The sequence below is a fragment of the Streptomyces sp. NPDC047971 genome (genome assembly GCF_040653355.1).
GTDB lineage: Bacteria > Actinomycetota > Actinomycetes > Streptomycetales > Streptomycetaceae > Streptomyces.
The window spans coordinates 32,904-53,363 of the sequence record NZ_JBEZNW010000030.1 but is presented as its reverse complement, the minus strand read 5'-3'; the positions used below and the strand labels follow the sequence as shown (position 1 = coordinate 53,363).

Annotated in this window: 22 protein-coding genes; 10 read left to right on the top strand and 12 right to left on the bottom strand. The window is 71.6% G+C overall.

Going from position 1 to position 20,460, the window contains the following annotated elements:
* Window positions 1–99: 99 nt before the first annotated feature.
* Together AB0D99_RS25465 and AB0D99_RS25460 are read right to left on the bottom strand one after the other, a co-directional pair.
* Window positions 100–708 carry an isochorismatase family protein gene (locus tag AB0D99_RS25465; RefSeq protein ID WP_362366600.1) on the bottom strand — a complete coding sequence of 203 codons (609 nt, stop codon included), beginning with the start codon at window positions 706–708 and terminating at the stop codon, window positions 100–102.
* A gap of 290 nt (window positions 709–998) precedes the next feature.
* Entirely contained in the window at window positions 999–1,982 is a 984-nt protein-coding gene (locus AB0D99_RS25460; protein WP_362366597.1) for a DJ-1/PfpI family protein, read from the bottom strand.
* Between the two features lie 324 nt (window positions 1,983–2,306).
* Here AB0D99_RS25460 and AB0D99_RS25455 point away from each other — a divergent pair, with 324 nt between their 5' ends.
* From AB0D99_RS25455 to AB0D99_RS25445, 3 genes are all read left to right on the top strand, one after another.
* The gene (locus AB0D99_RS25455) at window positions 2,307–2,723 is read left to right on the top strand and encodes a helix-turn-helix transcriptional regulator (protein ID WP_362366594.1); all 417 of its coding nucleotides are present in this window, start codon (window positions 2,307–2,309) and stop codon (window positions 2,721–2,723) included.
* A 33-nt stretch (window positions 2,724–2,756) separates the two neighbouring features.
* On the top strand, window positions 2,757–3,314 hold the full coding sequence (locus AB0D99_RS25450; RefSeq protein WP_362366591.1) for a hypothetical protein: 558 nt from the start codon (window positions 2,757–2,759) through the stop codon (window positions 3,312–3,314).
* A gap of 96 nt (window positions 3,315–3,410) precedes the next feature.
* Window positions 3,411–3,752: a DUF2516 family protein gene (locus AB0D99_RS25445; RefSeq protein ID WP_362366588.1), complete on the top strand. Its 342-nt coding sequence runs from the start codon at window positions 3,411–3,413 to the stop codon at window positions 3,750–3,752.
* Window positions 3,753–3,786: 34 nt separating this feature from the next.
* On the opposite strand, the gene AB0D99_RS25440 is transcribed toward AB0D99_RS25445, so the two are convergent.
* The 3 genes from AB0D99_RS25440 to AB0D99_RS25430 form a co-directional block, all read right to left on the bottom strand.
* Window positions 3,787–5,058 carry a fused response regulator/phosphatase gene (locus AB0D99_RS25440; RefSeq protein ID WP_362366585.1) on the bottom strand — a complete coding sequence of 424 codons (1,272 nt, stop codon included), beginning with the start codon at window positions 5,056–5,058 and terminating at the stop codon, window positions 3,787–3,789.
* Between the two features lie 349 nt (window positions 5,059–5,407).
* Window positions 5,408–6,484, bottom strand: a complete 1,077-nt coding sequence (locus AB0D99_RS25435) for a C40 family peptidase (protein ID WP_362366583.1) — start codon at window positions 6,482–6,484, stop codon at window positions 5,408–5,410.
* 336 nt (window positions 6,485–6,820) lie between these two features.
* Complete coding sequence (locus AB0D99_RS25430; protein ID WP_362366580.1) at window positions 6,821–7,612, bottom strand: class I SAM-dependent methyltransferase; 792 nt, start codon at window positions 7,610–7,612, stop codon at window positions 6,821–6,823.
* A gap of 302 nt (window positions 7,613–7,914) precedes the next feature.
* Here AB0D99_RS25430 and mshA point away from each other — a divergent pair, with 302 nt between their 5' ends.
* The 3 genes from mshA to AB0D99_RS25415 all read left to right on the top strand — a co-directional run bounded on the left by mshA (window position 7,915) and on the right by AB0D99_RS25415 (window position 11,581).
* Complete coding sequence (mshA, locus tag AB0D99_RS25425; protein ID WP_362366577.1) at window positions 7,915–9,258, top strand: D-inositol-3-phosphate glycosyltransferase; 1,344 nt, start codon at window positions 7,915–7,917, stop codon at window positions 9,256–9,258.
* On the top strand, window positions 9,251–9,745 hold the full coding sequence (locus tag AB0D99_RS25420; RefSeq protein ID WP_362366574.1) for a YbjN domain-containing protein: 495 nt from the start codon (window positions 9,251–9,253) through the stop codon (window positions 9,743–9,745). The genes mshA and AB0D99_RS25420 overlap by 8 nt, the downstream gene beginning before the upstream one ends.
* 138 nt (window positions 9,746–9,883) lie before the next feature.
* Window positions 9,884–11,581 carry a glycosyl hydrolase family 28-related protein gene (locus AB0D99_RS25415; protein WP_362366571.1) on the top strand — a complete coding sequence of 566 codons (1,698 nt, stop codon included), beginning with the start codon at window positions 9,884–9,886 and terminating at the stop codon, window positions 11,579–11,581.
* On the opposite strand, the gene AB0D99_RS25410 is transcribed toward AB0D99_RS25415, so the two are convergent.
* Window positions 11,571–13,085, bottom strand: a complete 1,515-nt coding sequence (locus tag AB0D99_RS25410; protein WP_362366568.1) for an MFS transporter — start codon at window positions 13,083–13,085, stop codon at window positions 11,571–11,573. The two genes, AB0D99_RS25415 and AB0D99_RS25410, sit on opposite strands and share 11 nt — an antisense overlap.
* A 124-nt stretch (window positions 13,086–13,209) precedes the next feature.
* Here AB0D99_RS25410 and AB0D99_RS25405 point away from each other — a divergent pair, with 124 nt between their 5' ends.
* On the top strand, window positions 13,210–13,968 hold the full coding sequence (locus tag AB0D99_RS25405) for a phosphoglyceromutase (RefSeq protein WP_362366564.1): 759 nt from the start codon (window positions 13,210–13,212) through the stop codon (window positions 13,966–13,968).
* Between the two features lie 213 nt (window positions 13,969–14,181).
* Here the strand turns inward: AB0D99_RS25405 and AB0D99_RS25400 are convergent, their stop codons facing one another.
* The 3 genes from AB0D99_RS25400 to AB0D99_RS25390 all read right to left on the bottom strand — a co-directional run bounded on the left by AB0D99_RS25400 (window position 14,182) and on the right by AB0D99_RS25390 (window position 16,781).
* Window positions 14,182–15,438: an MFS transporter gene (locus AB0D99_RS25400; RefSeq protein ID WP_362366561.1), complete on the bottom strand. Its 1,257-nt coding sequence runs from the start codon at window positions 15,436–15,438 to the stop codon at window positions 14,182–14,184.
* The gene (locus tag AB0D99_RS25395; RefSeq protein WP_362366558.1) at window positions 15,435–16,049 is read right to left on the bottom strand and encodes a helix-turn-helix domain-containing protein; all 615 of its coding nucleotides are present in this window, start codon (window positions 16,047–16,049) and stop codon (window positions 15,435–15,437) included. The genes AB0D99_RS25400 and AB0D99_RS25395 overlap by 4 nt, the downstream gene beginning before the upstream one ends.
* A 513-nt stretch (window positions 16,050–16,562) precedes the next feature.
* Window positions 16,563–16,781, bottom strand: coding sequence for a hypothetical protein (locus AB0D99_RS25390; protein WP_362366555.1), 219 nt, complete (start codon window positions 16,779–16,781; stop codon window positions 16,563–16,565).
* 151 nt (window positions 16,782–16,932) lie between these two features.
* On the opposite strand from AB0D99_RS25390, the gene AB0D99_RS25385 reads away from it, so the two are divergent.
* Both AB0D99_RS25385 and AB0D99_RS25380 read left to right on the top strand, forming a co-directional pair.
* The gene (locus tag AB0D99_RS25385; RefSeq protein WP_362366552.1) at window positions 16,933–17,106 is read left to right on the top strand and encodes a hypothetical protein; all 174 of its coding nucleotides are present in this window, start codon (window positions 16,933–16,935) and stop codon (window positions 17,104–17,106) included.
* Between the two features lie 46 nt (window positions 17,107–17,152).
* The gene (locus AB0D99_RS25380) at window positions 17,153–17,587 is read left to right on the top strand and encodes a hypothetical protein (RefSeq protein WP_362366549.1); all 435 of its coding nucleotides are present in this window, start codon (window positions 17,153–17,155) and stop codon (window positions 17,585–17,587) included.
* Between the two features lie 176 nt (window positions 17,588–17,763).
* On the opposite strand, the gene AB0D99_RS25375 is transcribed toward AB0D99_RS25380, so the two are convergent.
* Window positions 17,764–18,273 (bottom strand): hypothetical protein, encoded by a 510-nt coding sequence (locus tag AB0D99_RS25375; protein WP_362366546.1) that lies wholly within the window; start codon window positions 18,271–18,273, stop codon window positions 17,764–17,766.
* A gap of 92 nt (window positions 18,274–18,365) precedes the next feature.
* On the opposite strand from AB0D99_RS25375, the gene AB0D99_RS25370 reads away from it, so the two are divergent.
* The gene (locus AB0D99_RS25370; RefSeq protein ID WP_362366543.1) at window positions 18,366–18,833 is read left to right on the top strand and encodes a GNAT family N-acetyltransferase; all 468 of its coding nucleotides are present in this window, start codon (window positions 18,366–18,368) and stop codon (window positions 18,831–18,833) included.
* A 118-nt stretch (window positions 18,834–18,951) separates the two neighbouring features.
* Here the strand turns inward: AB0D99_RS25370 and AB0D99_RS25365 are convergent, their stop codons facing one another.
* Window positions 18,952–19,101, bottom strand: coding sequence for a hypothetical protein (locus AB0D99_RS25365; RefSeq protein WP_362366540.1), 150 nt, complete (start codon window positions 19,099–19,101; stop codon window positions 18,952–18,954).
* 544 nt (window positions 19,102–19,645) lie between these two features.
* The gene (gene phoU, locus AB0D99_RS25360; protein ID WP_362366537.1) at window positions 19,646–20,326 is read right to left on the bottom strand and encodes a phosphate signaling complex protein PhoU; all 681 of its coding nucleotides are present in this window, start codon (window positions 20,324–20,326) and stop codon (window positions 19,646–19,648) included.
* Between the last annotated feature and the right edge of the window lie 134 nt (window positions 20,327–20,460).

Below are 20,460 nucleotides of genomic sequence, written 5' to 3'. Positions count from 1 at the left end.
CAGGTGCTCCTGTTCTTCGCTCCGGTTGGTTACGTCAATGGAGACACCCGGCCCGCCCGGAACTCATCGCTTTCGACGACCTCGGTGGAGTGATGCGCGTCACACCCCGCCGGTGAGGTGCTCGACGGTCGGCGCCACCAGGCCGAAGAGGTCGCCGATCGTGGTCAGACTCGCCGTCAGGAGCGCGTCCGCGGACACCGTGCCGCCGTCGGGCGCGGGCAGGGCGCGGGTGGCGGTCGCCTCGGCGACGACGGTGGGCCGGTAGCCGAGGTTGAAGGCGCCCTGGGCGGTGAAGGTGACGCACATGTGCGTCATGAAACCGGCCAGGACCAGGTCGGGCCCCGCGCCCAGGTCGCGCAGGGTCTTCTCCAACTCGGTGGAGTGGAAGGCGTTGGGCACCTGCTTGACGACGACCGGCTCGCCCTCGACCGGGGCCACCTCGGGGCTGATCGAGCCGATCTCGGCACGGATGTCGTACGGAGTGCCCTCGCCGCCGTCGTTGACGACGTGGACCACGGGCGCGCCCGCCGCGCGGGCGGCGGCGAGCAGCCGGGCCCCGGCGGCCAGGGCGGGCTCGGCGCCTTCGAGGGCCATGACGCCGGTGCGGTAGGTGTTCTGGAAGTCGATCATGATCAGGGTGGTGTCGCCGAGGCGGGGCAACGTGCCGTCGAGGCCGATGACGCTGCGGAGGGTCGCGGAGGCGTTCATGAGAGGACGGTTCCTTTCGGAGGGTTGTCGGGTGTGCGGGCATGGCGAGGCCACGGTCGCGGCGACTCGCCGGGTCTGGGGAGGGGATCGAGGACGTCGTCCGGATCAGGACGACGGTAGGTCGGGGCGTTGTGTGGGGTGTGGTGGATCGAGGACGTCCTGCGGATCAGGGCATCGGGCAGGGCGTGGGAATCGGACGTCGTCCGGATCGGCACGACGGGCAGGTCAGGACGTGGGCAGATCAGGACGTGGGCAGGTCAGGATGTGGGCAGATCAGGACATCGGGCAGGTCAGGACGTCGTGCGGAACCGGCGGCGGTAGGAGGCCGGGGTCGTGCTGATCTGTTTGCGGAACGCGCGGTGGAGCGTCTCCACCGACCCCATCCCGACCGCTGACGCGATCCGCTCCAGCGGCTGGTCCGTGGTCTCCAGCAGGCGCCTGGCCGCCTCGACCCGGGAAGCCTCCACGTAGGCGGCGGGGCTGGTGCCCGTCTCCTGGCGGAAAACACGGGCGAAGTGACGTTCGCTCAGGCACATGCGCTCGGCCAGCGCTGGCGCCGACAGATCGTCGTCGAGGTGCTCCGTGATGAACGCGCGCAGCTCGTCGATGTCCCTGCGAGCCGCCGCCGGCCGGCTCAGCGGCACGCTGAACTGGCTCTGGCCGCCCTGCCGCCTGAGGTACATCACGAGGTGCCGGGCGACAGCGAGCGCCAGCTCCTCGCCGTGGTCCTCGGCGACCAGTGCGAGCGCGAGGTCCATGCAGGTGCTGATGCCGGCCCCGGTCCACACCCGGCCGGAGCGGACGAAGATCGGGTCGGCGTCGACCCGCACCCGAGGGTGCTCGGCGGCGAGTTGTGCCGCGGTCGACCAGTGCGTGGTCGCCCGCCGTCCGTCGAGCAGCCCGGCGGCGGCGAGCAGATGCGCGCCCACGCAGACCGAGGCGATGCGCCGGGCGTGCGGCGCGGTGGCCTTGACCCACTCCACGACCAGGTCGTCGACCCGGGCCACCGGACCGTCCGGGCCCAGGTCCACCGCGCCGGGCACGAGGAGCGTGTCCACCGCGGCGCCGACCTCGGCGAAGGTCAGGTCCGGGACCAGGCGTACGCCGGCCGAGGTGACGACCGGTTCGGCGCCGGGGCCCGCCAGTCGGACCGCGTAGCCCGCCCGGCCGCCCGTCTCCCGGTTGGCCAGGGCGAAGACCTCGGCCGGGCCGGTGGCGTCGAGCAGGTCGACGTCCGGGAAGACCGCGATGACGACACGGTGTGTGGGGGACATGCGTCCATCGTGGCGACGGCGCCCGATGACCGCAATGACGGCTCTCTGTCACATCCGGCCATCGCCTCGGCGGTCCCGATGACCGGGGTCGACGCGAGGTGTTCGTCTCCGCAGGGAGTCTCCGTCGGCCGGGGGATGGGCGGCGGCCGTGCCGCGCCGACCATGGGCGGCCGGGCTGTTGGGGGGGGCGGGTAGGGGGCGGGCGCCGGGGAAGTCGGGCACCGACCGGGGGCGTGTGAGTTCCCGAAGTGACGGGAATGCGACACGCGACACTATTGCAAGCGGGTGCTTGCAATAGTTAGCGGGCGGTGGCATCGTCGGGGCATGGCATCACTCAACGTCGGCAATCTTGGCGAGTACCTCCGCGAGCAGCGGCGCACCGCGCAGCTCTCCTTGCGGCAGCTCGCGGAGGCCGCCGGGGTGTCCAATCCGTATCTGAGCCAGATCGAGCGGGGGCTGCGCAAGCCCAGTGCCGAGGTGCTGCAGCAGGTCGCCAAGGCGCTGCGGATCTCCGCCGAGACTCTCTACGTGCGGGCCGGGATTCTCGACGAGAAGGAACGGGACGAGCTGGAGACGCGCGCCGTCATCCTCGCCGATCCCTCGATCAACGAGCGGCAGAAGCAGGTGCTGCTCCAGATCTACGACTCCTTCCGCAAGGAGAACGCCGCCGAGAACGCCGCTGAGAGCGCCGCCGAACCGTCGACGGTGACGACGCCGCCTCCGATGCCGAACGAACCGTGAGCTAGTACGTACACATCCGGGAGGACCACACCCATGGCCATCATCGAAGAACTGCGTACCCCCCTCTACTTCGCCGCCGGCACCGCCGACCTCGCCGTCCAGCAGGCCAAGAAGGTCCCCGGGCTGATCGAGCAGATCGCCGCCGAGGCGCCCGCGCGCATCGACGCCGTGCGCAAGACCGACCCGAAGGCCGTTCAGGACAAGGTCACCGACCGGGCCAAGGTCGCCCAGGCCACCGTGCAGTCGAAGTTCGCCGAGGTCGTCGGCAGCCTCGACACCGACCTGAAGAAGCTCGGCGAGACCGCCCAGGACCTGGCGCTCCGGAGCGTCGGCGTCGCCGCCGAGTACGCGGTGAAGGCGCGCGAGAAGTACGAGGAGGTCGCCGCGCACGGCGAGGAGGCCGTGAAGGCGTGGCGCGGTGAGGTGGCCGAGGAGATCACCGAGATCGCCGTCGTCGTCGAGCCCGAGCCGGCGGCCAAGACGGAGACCAAGACGGAGGAGCCCGCGGCCAAGGCCGACGCGCCGAAGTCCCCCCGCAAGACCACCGCCCGCAAGCCGGTCGCCAAGAAGACCGCCGCCGCCGAGAAGTAAGGCGGGGCCCGTCGGGGCACCAATCAGGGTGCCCGGTGCGTTGTACCGGGTACCTTGGCCGCGAGGCGCTCACTTCATCGACTAGGCGGTTCAGACATGCTGCGCGACGGATTCGACCTCGGTCTCTCACTGGTGACCGACGTGGTCTTCCTCGGCTTCGCCCTCGTCTCGTTCGTCTTCGCCGCCATGGCACGCGAGGACGCGTATCGCGCGGCCGACAAGCAGACCAAGAAGTTCTGGCTGATCATCCTCAGCATCAACCTCGTCCTGAACCTGGTTCTGGGCATGCTCTTCCTGCAGATCGCCGGCCTCATCGCCGCCATCGTCTTCATGGTCGACGTCCGGCCCGCGATCAAGCAGATCTCGGGCGGGGGCGGCGGTCGGCGCGGAGGCTCCAGCAGCGACGGCCCGTACGGCCCCTACAACGGCGGCCGGTAGCGCCTCGCGCGAGTGGACCCAAGGGGCCCGGGGACTACCCCCGGGCTCTTTCCAGTGCCAGGACCGCGACGTCGTCCGTCAGCTCCCCGCCGTTCAGCGAGCGCACCTCCGTCACCGCGGCCTCCAGGAGCTCCTCGCCCCGCAGGCCCTCCGCCAGCTGCCGGTTGATCATCTCGACCATCCCGTCCTGACCCAGCCGCGGCGAACCCGGGCCCGCCGAGCGGCCCTCGATCAGACCGTCCGTGTACATCAGCAGGCTCCACGCCCCGCCCAGCTCCACCTGGCGCCGCGGCCAGCGGGCGCGCGGCAGCAGCCCCAGGGCCGGGCCGCCGTCCTCGTACGGCAGCAGCCGAGCCGCCCGGCCGTGGCGGGCGATCAGCGGCGAGGGGTGGCCGGCCAGGCACAGGCCCGCCCGGCGCCCGTCCGGGGCGATGTCGACCGTGCAGAGCGTCGCGAAGATCTCCTCGCTCTCCCGCTCGTGCTCCAGGACCTGCTGCATCGTCGAGAGCAGCTCGTCACCGCACAGGCCCGCGAAGGTCAGCGCCCGCCAGGCGATGCGCAGCTCCACCCCGAGCGCCGCCTCGTCCGGACCGTGCCCGCAGACGTCGCCGATCATGGCGTGGACCGTGCCGTCGGGGGTACGGACGGTGTCGTAGAAGTCCCCGCCGAGCAGGGCGCGCGAGCGGCCGGGCCGGTAGCGGGCCGCGAAGCGCAGGTCGGAGCCCTCCAGGAGGGGCGTGGGAAGCAGCCCGCGCTCCAGGCGGGCGTTCTCCTGGGCCCGCAGCCGCGACTCGGCCAGTTTCACCTGCACCGCGTCGGCCCGCTTGCGCTCCACCGCGTACCGGATCGCCCGGCTCAGCAGCCGGCTGTCGAGCTCCTCGCGGAAGAGGTGGTCCTGGGCCCCGACCCGTACGGCCTCCGCCGCCAGCTCCGCGTCGGCCGAGGCCGCGAGGGCCAGGACGGCGTGGCGCGGGGCGAGCCGCAGGACGTGCCGCAGGGGCGCCAGGGGGTCGTCGCCGGCCGCGCGGGGGCCGGGCAGGGCCAGGTCGACCAGGACACAGTGCACGTCGTCGGTCAGCAGCCGTTCGGCCTCGGTGAGGTTGCGGGCGGTGCGGATGCGGACGCGGGTCCCGTCGGCGTCGAGCATTTCGGGTACGGCGAGAGCACCCGCCGGGTCGTCCTCGACGACCAGGAGGGTGAGATCGGTGCCGGTCGCGGCCGTGACGGCCGGGGTGGCCGTGGCAGCGGTGACAGCGCCTGTCGCCGCAGCAGAGTCGTTTCTCTGTCGCGGTACGGGTACGGGCATCGGTCTTGGAATCCTTCCCTCCCCCCGAGGGCGGCAGGACGACGAACTGCGTCCCGCCTGACCGGGACCATAGCGGTACCCCGGCGGGCAACGGAATGGCGATCACGCCTCGAGAGCCGACAAGCCCTTGGCATATGCCGCGCATAGGGAGGTTGTTGCCTTCGAGGCCATGATGAACATCACGCCTCACGGCGCCGGAACCGCCCCCGACGAGGGTGCGGAACCTCTCACTCCTGGCGTTCCCCGGGCGGAAGGGGCCATTCTGGTCCGCCTGCCGCCAGAACCTCCCACAGCGGACGGCGTCGCCTCCCGTCGGAGGGCCGCCGTGCGGGGCCACGCACGGCGCGCATCACTCCGGGCGGACGACTCCGAGGATCTCCATCGAACCCGCACCGGCGAGCGTCACGTCCCGGCCCGGCCTCGGTGCGTGCACGATCGCGCCGTTGCCGACGTACATCCCGATGTGGCTCGCGTCCTTGTAGTAGATGATCAGGTCGCCGGGTCGCATGTCCTTGATGTCCACGCGCGGCAGCAGCCTCCACTGCTCCTGCGACGTGCGCGGGATGGAGCGACCGGCCACGCCCCAGGCGCGCTGGGTCAGCCCCGAGCAGTCGAAGGAGCCCGGGCCCTCGGCGCCCCAGACGTACGGCTTGCCGATCTGCGCGGTGGCGTACTCCACCGCCTGCTTGCCCCGCGGGGTGGCCTTGCCGCTCAGGCCCTTGAGGACGCCGGTGCTCAGCCAGGCGGTCTGCGCCCGGTACTGCTCCTGCTCCTCCAGTCGCAGCAGCCGCGCCCGCTCCTCGGCCGCCAGCTCGGCCTCCAGCTTCTTGGCGGCGGCGATCTTGCCGTCGATGTCCTTCTTCGCCTCGGCCTGCTTGACGCGGTTGGCCTCGAGCTTGGTCCAGTTGGTGCCCGCCTCCTTGGCGTAGACGTCCAACTGGGCCTGGGTCCTGGTCATGTCGGCGAGCAGGTCCGAGGTGGCCTTCTGTCCCTGCCGCAGCCGGCCCGCGTTGTCGAGGAAGAGCTGGGGGTCGTCGGTGAGGACGAACTGGGCGCCCTCCGGCAGCCCGCCGTTGCGGTACTGGGCGCGGGCCGCCGCGCCCGCCTGCGCCTTGAGCGCGTCGATCTTCTCCCGGCCGGCCACGATCATCTTGGCCAGTTCCACGATCTCGGCGGACTGCTCCTTGGCCTTCTCCTCGGCGAGGTTGTACGCGTCGGTGGCGGCCGCGGCCTGCCGGTAGAGGCCGTCGATCTCCTTGCGCACCTCTTCGAGGGTCTTCTTCGGCGGGGCGGGCGGCAGCGGGGCCGAGGGTGCCGCCGGCGGCCGCGGGGCGGCCGATGCCTGGAGGGTCAGCGCGGGTGAGGCCAGCACCGTCAGGGCGCAGACCACGGTGATCGCGGCGGTGGCGCAGCGGCGTCGGTTCACAAGCTCCCCCTCGGACGGCCCTGAACAGTCCCGAATCTGATTTACCGTCAGTAACTTCACGTTGACCTTGGCGATGGTGCCATGCGAAACGTGAAAGCAACAGAGGATGCCGGCCCTTCTCGGGTCACTGTCCCCCACAGGGGACGAGAGAGGGGGGAGTTGCGTTCCCGACGTACCGTGATTTCACCGGCAGTTGGCGTGCCTGTCCCTCCCGGCGGGGGAATGCCGATGACCCCTGGCCGGGAGTCCCGACGCCCCGGGTGCGGCGCGCCGCGGGTCGCGTGGGTCGCGGGGTCGCGGGGTCGCGGGGGCGCGGGTCGCGTGGGCGGGGGTGCCTCAGCGGGGGGCCAGGGCCTCCCAGCGGACCGTCACCTCGCCCTGCCGCCACCGCCGGTGCCCGTCCGTCAGCGGCCAGTCCGCCGCCAGATCGTGTACGGCGCGGATCCACCGCTGCCGCGCGCCGAGCGAGCCGTACGGAGCGGCCGCGGCCCACGCCCGGTCGAAGTCCCGCAGGAAGGCGTGGACCGGCTCGCCCGGCACGTTGCGGTGGATCAGCGCCTTCGGGAGCCGCTCGGCGAGGTCGGAGGGCCGCTCCAGCGAGCCGAGGCGAGTCGCGAAGGTCACCGTCCGGGGCCCGCTCCGGTCCAGCGCCACCCAGACGTGGCGCCGCCCGATCTCGTCGCAGGTCCCCTCCACCACCAGCCCTCCGGGAGCGAGCCGGGCGCACAGCCGCGCCCACACCGCGGCGACCTCGCCCTCGTCGTACTGGCGCAGCACGTTCGCGGCCCGGATCAGCGCGACCTCGCCCGCTACCGGGACCTCGAAGCCCCCGTGCGCGAAGGTGAGGCCCGGCCGCTCGTACGGTGCGGCGGCGGCGACCCGGGCCGGCTCGATCTCGATCCCCACGACCTCGGTGCGCGGGTCGACGGTGCGCAGGCGGGTGAGCAGCTCGACGGCGGTCCAGGGGGCGGCCCCGTAGCCCAGGTCGACGGCGATCGGCGGCTCTGCGGACCGGCGCAGGGCGGACCCGTGGACGGCGGCGATCCAGCGGTCCATGCGGCGCAGCCGGTTGGGGTTGGTGGTCCCGCGGGTCGCCGTGCCGATGGGGAGGGTGGTGCGGGGGGCCATGGGACGAGGGTACGGGGCGTGCCACGCCGCACCGACACGGCAATGAATTGGCAAAACGGAAATGGATGGTGCCATTCCGGTGTTGTCCGGCTTGGAGGGCGTTGTGCGCCGTCCGTTTCGCCGTGCCCGCAGTACCTCGCACCACCCGCGCGGTACGCGGTACGCCGCACCACCCCAGCAGTAGGCAGACCCCGCACCACCCCAGCAGTACGCAGTACCCCGCACCACCCCCGCAGTACGCGGTACCCCGCACCACCCCCGCAGTGCCCGCTACGCCCCCACTCAGCGGAAGGACCGACGACGTGAGCCAGTACGTGTCCCGGCTCGCCGGCTCCCTGGCGACGCCGCCCAGGCTCCGGCTCCCCGGACGCCCCCGGACCCCGCGCCGGGTGGCCATGCTCAGTGTCCACACCTCGCCCCTCCACCAGCCGGGCACCGGCGACGCCGGCGGCATGAACGTCTACATCGTGGAGCTGGCCAAGCGACTCGCCGCGATCAACATCGAGGTCGAGATCTTCACCCGGGCCACCACCGGTGGACTCGCCCCGGTCGTCGAACTCGCGCCGGGCGTCATGGTCCGGCACGTCGACGCCGGCCCGTACGAGGGGCTGGCCAAGGAGGAGCTGCCGGCCCAGCTCTGCGCCTTCACGCACGGCGTGATGCAGGCGTGGGCGGGCCACCGCCCCGGCCACTACGACCTGGTCCACTCCCACTACTGGCTCTCCGGCCATGTCGGCTGGCTCGCCGCCGAGCGCTGGGGCGTCCCCCTCGTGCACGCCATGCACACCATGGCCAAGGTCAAGAACGCGGCGCTCGCGGCCGGCGACACCCCCGAGCCCGCGGCCCGGGTGATCGGCGAGACGCAGATCGTCCGCGCCGCCGACCGGCTGATCGCCAACACCGCCGAGGAGGCCGACGAGCTGGTCCGCTTCTACGAGGCGGAGCCCGGCAAGGTCGCGGTCGTCCACCCGGGGGTCAACCTCGACCACTTCCGCCCGGCCGACGGCCGCGCGGCCGCGCGGGCGCGCCTGGGCCTGCCCGCCGACGCCTTCATCCCCGTCTTCGCGGGCCGCATCCAGCCGCTGAAGGCCCCCGACATCCTGCTGCGGGCCGCGGCCCGGCTGCTGGAGGAGGACCCGTCGCTGCGGTCGCGGATGCTCGTGCCGGTCGTCGGCGGGCCGAGCGGCAGCGGCCTCGCCAAGCCGGAGGGGCTGCAGAAGCTCGCCGCCCGCCTGGGCATCGCGGACATCGTCCGCTTCCACCCGCCGGTGGGCCAGGACCGCCTCGCGGACTGGTTCCGGGCGGCGTCGGTGCTGGTCATGCCCTCGTACAGCGAGTCCTTCGGGCTCGTCGCCATAGAGGCGCAGGCGGCCGGCACCCCGGTGGTCGCGGCCGCGGTGGGCGGCCTTCCGGTCGCGGTGCGGGACGGCCTCACCGGGTTCCTCGTGAGCGGGCACGACCCGGCCGACTACGCGCGGGCGCTCGGCCGGTTCGTCGCCGACCCGGCGCTGTCCGCCCGGATGGGCGCGGCGGCGGCCCGGCATGCGGAGTCCTTCGGCTGGGACACGGCGGCCTCCGGCACGGCGGACGTGTACACGGCCGCGATGCACGATCATCGCCGTCGCGTACGCTCGCACCATGGCTGAGGACGTGCGGCGGGTCATCGAGGACACCTTCAAGGACGCCGAACTGGAGTGGGAGTCACCCGAGCCCGGCTCGTACGTGGTGAAGCTCCCCGGTACGCGCAAGCTGTTCACGACGCTCTCGCTGCGCGTCGGCCGGCACTCCCTCTCGCTCAACGCCTTCGTCATTCGTCACCCCGACGAGAACGAGACCGGGGTCCACCGCTGGCTCCTGGAGCGCAACCTCAAGCTGTACGGCGTGAGTTACGCCGTCGACGGCCTCGGCGACATCTATCTCACCGGCAAGCTGCCGCTCGCCGCCGTCACCCCCGAGGAGCTGGACCGGCTCCTCGGCTCGGTGCTCGAAGCGGCGGACGGCTCCTTCAACACGCTGCTCGAACTCGGCTTCGCGAGCGCGATCCGGCGCGAGTACGAGTGGCGGGTCTCGCGCGGCGAGTCGACCCGGAACCTCGACGCGTTCACTCATCTGACCCAGAAGCCTTCGAACTGACGGTTCGCCCCCGGGCTCCCATCGAGGAGCCCCGCGGCCTGCACGGCCTGCACGACCCCTTCCGTACCCGCCCTGGCCGTGCCATGCTCGCCGCCGTCGCACATCTGAATGACGTTCACATCCATGAAAGGCGGGCTCATGGGAATCAACAGAAGGCAGTTCGTGGGCGGCGCGGTGGCGGTGGGGGCGGCCGCCACGACCGGCTTCCGTCCGGCGGGGGCGTCGATCACCCCGTTCCCGCCGACGGGGCCTTCGGCGACCGCCTTCCGGCCGGCGGGGCCCTCCACGCTCTGGGAGGAGTACGCGGACTCCCCGTACACCCACCCTCAGATCCCCTACGTCGGCCGCGCCGGCGCACGCGGCGGCGCCACCCGGCAGCCCCGCCCGCCGGTCGTCGCCGACGTCCGCTCCTACGGAGCCACCCCCGACGGCTCCACCGACTCCGCGCCCGCGATCAACCGGGCGCTGGCCGAGGCGGGAGAGCGCGGCGGCGGCACCGTCCTCCTCCCGCCCGGCACGTACCGCATCGACGACTTCCTCCGCATCGCCCACAGCGGTGTCGTGCTGCGCGGCGCCGGATCCGCCCGTACGAGGGTGCTCGCGACGAAGCACCTCACCGAGCTCGTCGGCCCGTACGGCTCGCGCTACGGAGGCGACAAGTCCTCCTGGTCCTGGGCCGGCGGCCTCATCTGGCTCGCCCCGCGCACCCGCCACGCCTCCCTCGTCGCCGCGATACGCGACCGGGCCTGGCCCTTCGAGGGCTGGACCGGCAACAAGCGCGACGAATGGCGGACCCTGACCACCGTCCGCGCCGCCCGGCGCGGCGACTGGTCCGTCACCGTCGACGAACCGTCAGCCCTACGCCGGGGACAGCTCGTTCTGCTCCGTCTCGCCGACGACGCGGACCACACCCTCCTGGAGCACATGGCGGGCGGCGGCCCCGGCGCCCAGGCGTACTCCTGGGACGACAAGACCAAGCTCACCTCGTACGTGCCGTACGAGTGGCCGGTGCGGGTGATGTCCGTGCGGGGGCGCCAGGTGACGCTGGAGCGCCCGCTTCCGCTCGACGTCCGTCCGGAGTGGGACCCACGACTGACCACCCTCGCCGAGCCGCTCACCGACGCAGGCGTCGAGGGCCTGACCCTGGAGGCGGTCGAGACACCGCAGTCACCGCACCTGCTCGACAAGGGCTACAACGGCGTCACCTTCCAGTGCGCCTACGACTGCTGGGCCGAGGACGTCGTCGTCCGCCATGTCGACAACGGCTTCGGGCTCGTCGCCGCCTCCGCCTGCACGCTGCGGCGCACCCGGGTCGAGGGGCGGGGCTCCCACCACCCGTACTTCTGTCGCGAGGGCGCGCACGACAACCTCGTCGAGGACTTCCGCGTCGCGGCCCGAACGGCCCCCGCCCCGGCGGGCACGCAGCTCCACGGCATCAACGTGGAGGGCCTGTCCAGCCACAACGTCTGGTCGCGCGGGGTGATGGAGATGGGCACCTTCGACACCCACCGGGGGATGCCGTTCGCCAACGTACGGACGGAGATCACGGTCGAGAACAACGGCAGGCACGGAGGCGACGCCTCGGCCGGCCCGCTGTACGGCGCCCGCTTCGCCCACTGGAACGTGACGGTCACCAACGGCCGGGCGGGCCTCGTCAAGATCGACACGATCGCCCCGTACAGCGCGACGGTCGGCATCAGCGAGGTGCGCGAGTTCGACCAGATCGACGTGCCGGACTTCGCGGGCGAACTCCACGCGCGCGTGGAGGCGTACGGGGCTCCGGGGGCGATCCGCCCCCGGAACCTGTACGAGGCCCAGCGGACGCTCAGGCGCTGACCGCGCCGCTCTCGCTCTTCCGCGGGGGCGCGGCGGGCGCGGCGGGCGCGGCGGACGGGAGGGACTCGGTGGTGACGGGTGCGAGGGACTCGGCGGTGACGGGCGGGAGGGACTCGGCGGTGCCGGGTGCGAGGGCGGCGGACTCCACCGTGTCCACGGTGGTGGCGACGGACTCCGCCTTGCCCGCGGCGGTGACGGTGGTGACGGCGGTGGCGGCGGTGGCGGCGGTGGCGGACCCGGGCCCGTCGGACCCGTTCTCCGTCCGGACCTCCAGCGGGGCGGGCGCGGGCCCGTCGTCCAGGACCTTGCGGAGCCGCGTGGCATAGCCGACGGCGGCGACGCAGCCGATGATCCCGCAGGCCACCCACAGGGTGTCGGTGCCCGGCCCGTCCACGACCCAGCCCGCGAGGATCGGGGCGAGGAATCCGGACAGGGCCCAGGACATGCCCATGACGCCCTGGTACCGGCCGCGTGCGTGCTCGGGGGCGAGCTTGGCGGTGGCTGCCGCGTTGGTGGGGACGTGGACCATCTCGCCGATGGTCCACACGACCACGGTGGCGGCGAAGAGCAGCGGCGTGCCGGCCAGCACGGTGGTGCCCGTGCCGACGGCGAAGAGCAGCGAGGAGACCGTGAGCAGCATCGCCGGCGAGCGCTTCTCGGTGACCTTGTTGACGAGCAGCTGGAAGGCGACGATCACCACACCGTTGGTGGCGATGACCAGGCCGTACGCGCTGGGCTCCAGGCCGGCTTCGGCCACCGTGAGGGGGAGGCCCACCCAGGGAGCGGTGAAGACGAGGCAGACGAGGAGGTTGAGGAGGACGAGGGTGCGGAAGGGGGCGTCGCGCAGCACGTCCAGGACGCTGACGCGGTCCTTCTCCACGACCTCGCCCGCGGGGTCGCGCCGGGCTTCCGGGCGGCTCTCGGGCAGCCGCAGGAAGACGATCAGGGCGCAGAGGACGGTGGCCACGGCCTCGACGAGGAAGAGGGTGCGGTAGCCGAGGAAGAGCGCGGCGCCACCGCCGAGGGCGGCGACGGCGAAACCGAGGTTGAGCGCCCAGTAGTTGAGGGCGAAGGCCCGGCGGCGGTCGTGCTCGGGGACCATGTCGGCGATGGTGGCCTGGATGGAGGGGCGCACGGCCTGCATGGAGACGCCCATCACCAGGACGACGGCGGCCACGCCCCAGGCCGAGGTGACCAGCGCGAGGGCGGCGGCACAGGAGGCCGTCACCAGGTGCATGGTGACCATCGTGGGACGCCGGCCCCACTTGTCGGCGAGCGTCCCGCCGAGCGGGGAACCGGCGACGCCGCCGAGGCCGTGGAGGGCCAGGACGAGTCCGGCGTACCAGGCCGAGTGCCCGAGCTCCTGGGTCAGGTACAGGGAGAGGAAGGTGAGGACGAAGGCGCCGGTGCGGTTGACCAGGGTGGAGAGCCAGAGCCACCAGAAGCCGCCGGGAAGACCGGAGACGGTCGCGCGCGCTGATCGCCTGAGCGAGTCGATGGACATGTGTGGCCGGCCCCCGTGTGTGTAAGTACCTCTAGCGGCGCTCGTAACTTACGCATCTCATACGTCGGACGCCAGCGAATTGACGGTGCGCGTCAATCGTCAGGCGTCGATTAGGCTCGGGCGCATGGCCGACGCACCGTACAAGCTGATCCTCCTCCGCCACGGCGAGAGCGAGTGGAACGCGAAGAACCTGTTCACCGGCTGGGTGGACGTCAACCTCACCGAGAAGGGCGAGAAGGAGGCGGTCCGCGGCGGTGAGCTGCTGAAGGACGCCGGCCTGCTGCCCGACGTACTGCACACCTCGCTCCAGAAGCGCGCCATCCGCACGGCGCAGCTGTCGCTGGAGTCCGCCGACCGCCACTGGATCCCGGTCCACCGCTCCTGGCGTCTGAACGAGCGCCACTACGGTGCGCTCCAGGGCAAGGACAAGGCGCAGACGCTCGCGGAGTTCGGCGAGGAGCAGTTCATGCTCTGGCGCCGCTCGTACGACACCCCGCCGCCGGCGCTCGAGGACGGCACGGAGTTCTCCCAGTCGGCCGACCCGCGCTACGCGACGATCCCCCCGGAGCTCCGTCCCCGCACGGAGTGCCTGAAGGACGTCGTCGACCGGATGCTGCCGTACTGGTACGACGGGATCGTCCCGGACCTCCTGGACGGCAAGACGGTCCTGGTCGCGGCGCACGGCAACAGCCTCCGCGCCCTGGTCAAGCACCTGGACGGCATCTCGGACGCGGACATCGCGGGCCTGAACATCCCGACGGGCATCCCGCTGGTCTACGAGCTGGACGAGAACTTCAAGCCCCTGAAGCCGGGCGGCACCTACCTCGACCCGGAGGCGGCGGCCGCGGCGATCGAGGCCGTGAAGAACCAGGGCAAGAAGTAACCCTTCGCGCGATCATGGCCCCCACCTGCGGTTTCTCCGCGAGTGGGGGCCTTGTTCTGCCTGTGGGCCGTTTGTGGGCCGTCAGGCGGTGAGGCGGGGCTCGTCCGGGCCGCCGTAGACCGCGGCGATGGCGCTACGGGTGCGCTCGCGACTGCTCGGCATCAAGTGCGCGTACACCCGCAGCGTATGGACACGTGAGCCGGTCCAGTCGCGTCACCGGCCAGCCGGCGATGCGGGCCTGGGCGGGTTGAGTTCGGCGCGTCGTAGCACGGGGACTGAGAGGCCGAGCGCTGCGGCAAGCAGGCAGATCGCACCGCACCCGATGAAGAACACCTCCGCTCCCCAGAGGGCCACCGTGATGCCGACTGCAGGGAAGAGCACGGGCGCAAGGCCCAGCGTGCACAGAGTCGTGACCGAGGTGACTCGTCCCAGGTAGTGAGGGTCTGTCTCTGTTTGGACCAGGGCCTGGGTCACGGTAGTCGTGACCCCGCTGGTCAGTCCGATCAAGGAACCGGATATGACGGCGATGGGCAGTGAGGGCGCATGCCCCAGGGCGACCATTCCCGCAGCGGTGGCGAGCAACGTGCCACACATCGCCAGCCCGGCGCGCGGTATCCGGGCAGAGACGGTGAGCAGCAACGCCGAAGCCGCGGCTCCGACACTGAACGCGCTCGCCATCCACCCCATGCCCGAGGCACCCCAGCCGCGTTCAACGGCCAGGAGCACCAAGCCGGTGGCGACCGGACCGCTGAAGCACATCTCGCTCAGCCCGATCACCGTGACCAGCGGGGCGAGCATCCGATGGCGGCGCACATATCGCAGACCGTCGCCCAGTTCACGCCAGGCGGAGCCGCGCTGACGTTCCTCCGATAGGGGAGTGACCCGCACGGTGAGCAGCGTGACGAGCGACAGCGCGAAGAGAGCGGCAGCCGCTGTGAATGCACCGGCCGCACCGCCGACTGCCAGGACAGCTCCCGCCAGGAGGGGGCCGACAGCATTGCTCAGGCGGATCGACAACCCGCGCATCCCCTGAACCCGGGCGAGCTGCTCAGGTGCGGCAATACGCGGCGGGAGCGCGCCCACCGCGGGCATGAACACCGCGTCCACCACACCGAAGATCAACGCAACCGTGACCAGCAGCCAGATACCCGGGGACGCCAGCATGAGTGCCCCAGCGACCGCGAGGATTACCGCACAGCGAACCGCGTCGCTGACGACAGCAACCCGGCGCGGCCCGAACCGGTCGGCCACCACACCACCGCCCAGCATGAGCACCGCACGGGGAAGAGCCCCGGCCGCGACCACCAGGCCCACCTGCGACGGCCCCCCAACGCGTGCGGCCGCCCAGGACAGGGCGAGAAAGTACACAACGTCACCGGCAACCGAAGCCGTATACGCGGCAAGCCAGCGCAGAACGTTGGCATCCTGGTAGGCGGGCCGCGCGACCGCGGCTATGCCGTGCGCGCTCACGCCTCACCGGCCGGCGGCAGCGCCGTGCCAGGCACCGGAAACGCTTGCACGTGCACCGCTACCGGCGAAGCACCTTCGGTCGCCTCACGCTCCCCCTCTCGATATCGCAAGATCACCTCGAAGATTTCGGCGCTCATCCTGTCCACGTCGCCCGGGGCCAGGTACAGAAGGAAGTCACTGTAGGTAGTGACGTCGAGCCACCGTTGAGGAAGCAGCGGCACCTCATGCGCAGCCCTGCGCAGACGATCTGCAGCGGCAAGGGCAACCGCGTGCGTGTACGCGCGTCCGGCCTCGCGCTGCTCCGCAGGAGCGGCTGCGGGATCGTGGATCGACTGGCGATGAGCAGATTTCCACCACCGCTCGCGCCCGGTGCCACGGTCCGGCTCCTCCACGATGAGCCCGCCCGAGGCAAGGCGACGCAGGTGATAGCTCGCCGCGCCAGGGTTGATGCCGAGCTCGTCGGAGATCCGGGTGGCAGTGGACGGACCACGCTCGCGCAGCAGGGCGAGCACGTTCACACGCAAAGGGTGAGCGAGCACGCGCAAGGCAGCGGTGTCGAGCTCGATCTCCTGCCCCGAGGGCTCAGCGGATGAAGCAGAGGGAGCGACCATGCGCAGAGCGTAGACCTACAAGAGTTCTTTCAAAAGAGTTGTTGTGAAGTGTTCTCAGGTCCGACGTAGCCCGCCGCGTTCAGAAATCGACCGGGTCATGACGAGGATCGGTAAGTGGCGGCGCGCAGCCGGATCGGCACCGGATCATGCCCATAAGGGCAAGGGGTGCTGCGCGCCGCGGGGGCCGAACCTCGTGGCCACCGAATCCCCAAGCTCGCTCCGAGGAGAAGTTGCGGGTCAGGACGTGCCGTCTCTGGGCCGTCTCTGGGCCGTCAAAGGGGCCCCGAGCCCACCAACATCCACCAATGGCAACCGCTCGACAGCAGCTCAGGGCCTTGTGCAGGAGGAGCGCCCCAGCTCAGAAACGCGGTTGGTGAGACCCAGGGCAAGAAGTAGCACGCCAAGCGATCATGCCCCTGACCTGGACTCATGGCGCGGATCAGGGGCATTTTCCCGCTCCGGGCCCCCTTCCGCGTCGCGGCACGGTCCAGGCTCTCGGGTGCGGGGACGTCGTCAGCGGTCGGGCGGTGCGACCTGCTTCCAGTCCTCGACGACCTTCGTCATGAACATCCCCCGCACAACGCGCCGGGTGAGGACGACGGCTCCTTCGCCGTACTCGGGCAGCTCCGCGAAGGCGTCCGCGGACGATTCGCAGGCGAACTTCTTCCCCTTCGCGTTCTGGATGACCCACTCCCTGTCACCGCTGACGCCGACTCCCGTGGGCACCGACATGAGCACCGCGCCTCCTCGGTCTGCACTGTTTGTCCATTTTATCGGCTGCCGGACATCTGCGGTCACGGCGCCGGTGGCGGTCCGCTTCTCCGGTGCCAGTAGGTAGGTTGGCGCGAGTTGATCAACGCGGCGAGACCAGGGGGAAGTTCGCGTGAACGAGGACGAGATCAGGCGCGCGGTGGCTCGGGGCATCAGGGACCACCAGCGGTCGCAGCCCAAGCCCAAGGGCGTCATCGACGAGGCGTCCGGCGCGGCCTGCGGCTGCATCGTGATGTTCGTGGTGGCCCTGGTCATCATGGGAATCGTCATGGCGTACAACAGCTAGGACTCGCCGGCGAGCGCGGGCGTGGAGGTCGGGCACACTCACGCGGGTGAGCATCATCGTGAAGTTCTTCGTGGCACCGGACGACACATCAGCCGGTCTGGCTCTCCGGACGGGGCCGGGGCGGGGATACGAGTCCCTCTCCTTCGGCAACTTCGATCCCACAGAGGCAGTGATCGAGTGGGAATGCCTTCTGGTGGGCGGCAGCATCGATGAGCTCGTCGAAGCCGGTGAGCCTCGTGTCGTCGCCGGTCAGGACAACGACGGGTGCCTCGTCTTCGTGCTTTCGCCTCGCCTGTCCACTGCGCTCGTGGACGCCGGTCACTCCCGGCTGCGTGAGATCGCCGCCGCGTGGGCTCAGCTGCTTGCGGAGGACGGCGAAGACATCGACGAGGGAATCGCCGAAGTCATCCTGGGTGAACTGGCCGCTCTTGTCGGCAGCGCGCGGAAGCAGGATCAGAGCGTCTACTGCTGGGTCGCGTAGGAGTCCGTGTTCGGAACCGGAAACGGAGCCGCACCCGGAGAGGGAGACGCCTGTCGCCGCGATGGTCGGCGCCCTGGCCGGCGGCGGGGCGGCTCCATGGTCGACGTGGCGGGAGCGGGCCGCTCCGCGGCCGGCGCGGGCGTGGGCCCGGGTGGGCGGCGTCGGTGGCTGGCCGGTCAGAAGTGGTCGCAGGCCGTTCGCCGGAACTCCTCGATCGACGCGGTCGTCACCTCGTCCCCGATCTCGTACCGGACCTGGCCGGGTGTCAGGTCCTCCAGCTCCGCGAGGGTGAAGGAGACCGACGCGGAGGCCCAGGAATGGTCGGTGGTCCAGCCGTACATGCGGTACGTCGTCCTCGGGTCCAGCGCGCCCAGGGGTTCCTCGGCCGTCCAGCCGTCCACCGCTCCGTCGTCGCCCGTGGCCAGGGGCCAGGTCGAGAAACCGCTCAGCGGCTCCGTCCGACTCCACCGCCCCGTGCTGTCGTTCGACTGGGGATCGTCGTCGTCGGCGTGGAGGGTCGCGCCGTCGATGTGGTCGTGGCACATGAGGATCACACCGAGCGGCTGCCCGTCCGCCGTCACCGAGACGCCGGTCGCCCCGGCGGACGGAACGGAGCAGCCGGCGACGGCGGGCATCGCGACGAGAGCGGCGGCGGTCGCGATCAGACGGCGGGTCCATGTCAGCACGGACACATCCTGTGGCCCGCGCCCCTGCCGTGACCAGCGGTCGGGGACGATCGCGCGGACGGGACCCGCGGACGGTCGGTAGCCTCCGGGCCATGCCTTCAACGCTCCGTCTCGAGAAGATCACCCCCGACAACGTCGACGCCGCGCTCGCGCTGCGCGTCCACCCGCACCAGGAGAAGAACGTCGCGCCGGTCGTGAAGTCGCTCGCGGAGGCGTACGCGTACGGGGAGACCGCCTGGCCCCGGCTGATTTTCGACGGGGACGAGCTCGTCGGCTTCCTCATGGCCTTCATCGACATCCACTGGCCCCGGGAGGACGACCCGGACGCCCGTCGCAGCGGCCTGTGGCGGCTGAACATCGCGGCCGACCGGCAGGCCAAGGGGTACGGACGGTTCGCCGTCGACGCCGTCCGCGAGGAGATCCGGCGGCGCGGCGCGCGGCAGTTCCACGTGACCTGGGAGCCGGGGGAGCAGGGGCCCGAGGAGTTCTACCTGAAGCTCGGCTTCCGCAGGACGGGCGAGTTCAGCGGCGGGCAGATCGTCGGCGTGCTGGAGGTGTGAGCTCGGGGCGCGTACGACGAAGCCCCGCCCGGACGCCCGGGCGGGGCCTTTCGTCGTACGCGCCTGGGCCCTCTCGTCCGGATCCCGCCGGGCTCGCGACCTGATCCGGAGGAGCGCCCTAGCCGGAGCAGCCCCCGCACTGGCACGGCCCGCCGGACTGGCAGCCGCAGCCGCAGCCCGAGCCGCAGCCGCAGGCGCCGAGGACGGGCAGGAAGACCGTGTCGCGCGGCGTCTCCTGCTGGGGGTCGGTGGTGGCGGATTCAGGCATGGCGTCCCTCCTCGAAGGCGTACGTCGCCTCCCCTTCATTCCATGCCCACGTCAGCGGGCGCATCAACGGCGCACAGAAGTGCGAGCGCCGCCCCGCGCGGAGTACGCGCCCGAGCGCCCCGCCCCGCGCGGAGTACGCGCCCGAGCGCCCCGCTCCGCGAGGAGCACGCGCCGAGCGCAGGACGTGCCGAGCGCAGGACGTGCCGTGCACAGGACGTGCCGAGCGCTCCGCGCACAACCGGCGAGCGTTCGCGCCACGCGCACGGCGCATCCACGCGCACGACCCGTCCACGACACCATTCCGGCCCACGGCCCGCCCGAGCCCGGAGCCTGCCAGCACCCACAGGCAGCACCCGGCAGCCGCCGCCGGCCAGCCGGCACCCGGCAGCCGCCGCCGGACGGCCGACCCGGCGCCGCCCCCGGACAGCCGGCACCCACCAGCCGCCCCCAGGCAGCACTCGCCAGCCCGGCCCGGAGGGGCACCGCCCCCCACAGCCGGCACCCGCCCCGCCCAGGCACCCCCGTCCCGCCGCCCGCCCGAGGGCTACGCGCCTTCGACCGGGGCTTCCGCCTGCTGGAGCTCGTCCGCGTGCTCGCCCGTCACCAGGTACACGACGCGCTTCGCCACCGACACCGCGTGGTCCGCGAACCGCTCGTAGTACCGGCCCAGCAGCGTCACGTCCACGGCCGTCTCGATGCCGTGCTTCCAGCGGTCGTCCATCAGGTGCTGGAACAGCGTCCGGTGCAGCAGGTCCATCTCGTCGTCGTCGTGCTCCAGCTGGAGCGCCAGGTCGACGTCCTTCGTGATGATGACCTCCGCCGCCTTCGCCATCAGGCGCTGCGCCAGCTGACCCATCTCCAGGATCGTCGCGTGCAGGTCACGCGGGACCGCGGTGTCCGGGAACCGGAGCCGCGCCAGCTTCGCCACGTGCTGCGCCAGGTCGCCCGACCGCTCCAGGTCCGCGCTCATCCGCAGCGAGGTGACCACGATCCGCAGGTCCGTCGCCACCGGCTGCTGCCGCGCGAGCAGGGCTATGGCCCGGGCCTCCAGGTCGTGCTGGAGATCGTCGACCTTCTGGTCCGCCGCGATCACGCTCTCCGCGAGCTTCAGATCCGCGTCGAGCATCGCCGTCGTGGCGCGCCCGATCGCCGACCCGACAAGGCGGGCCATCTCGACCAGGCCCTCGCCGATCGAGTCAAGTTCCTCGTGGTACGCGTCCCGCATCGATGTCCCTTTCTCACAAGCGTCCGGGGTCCGGGTGGGGCTTCGGACCCCCACGCTCCCACGTTCGGCCCCCGACAAGTCAGGAGCTCCCACCTCAAGTGAATGACCTCTTTCCCCTCGGTGAACTCTGAGCG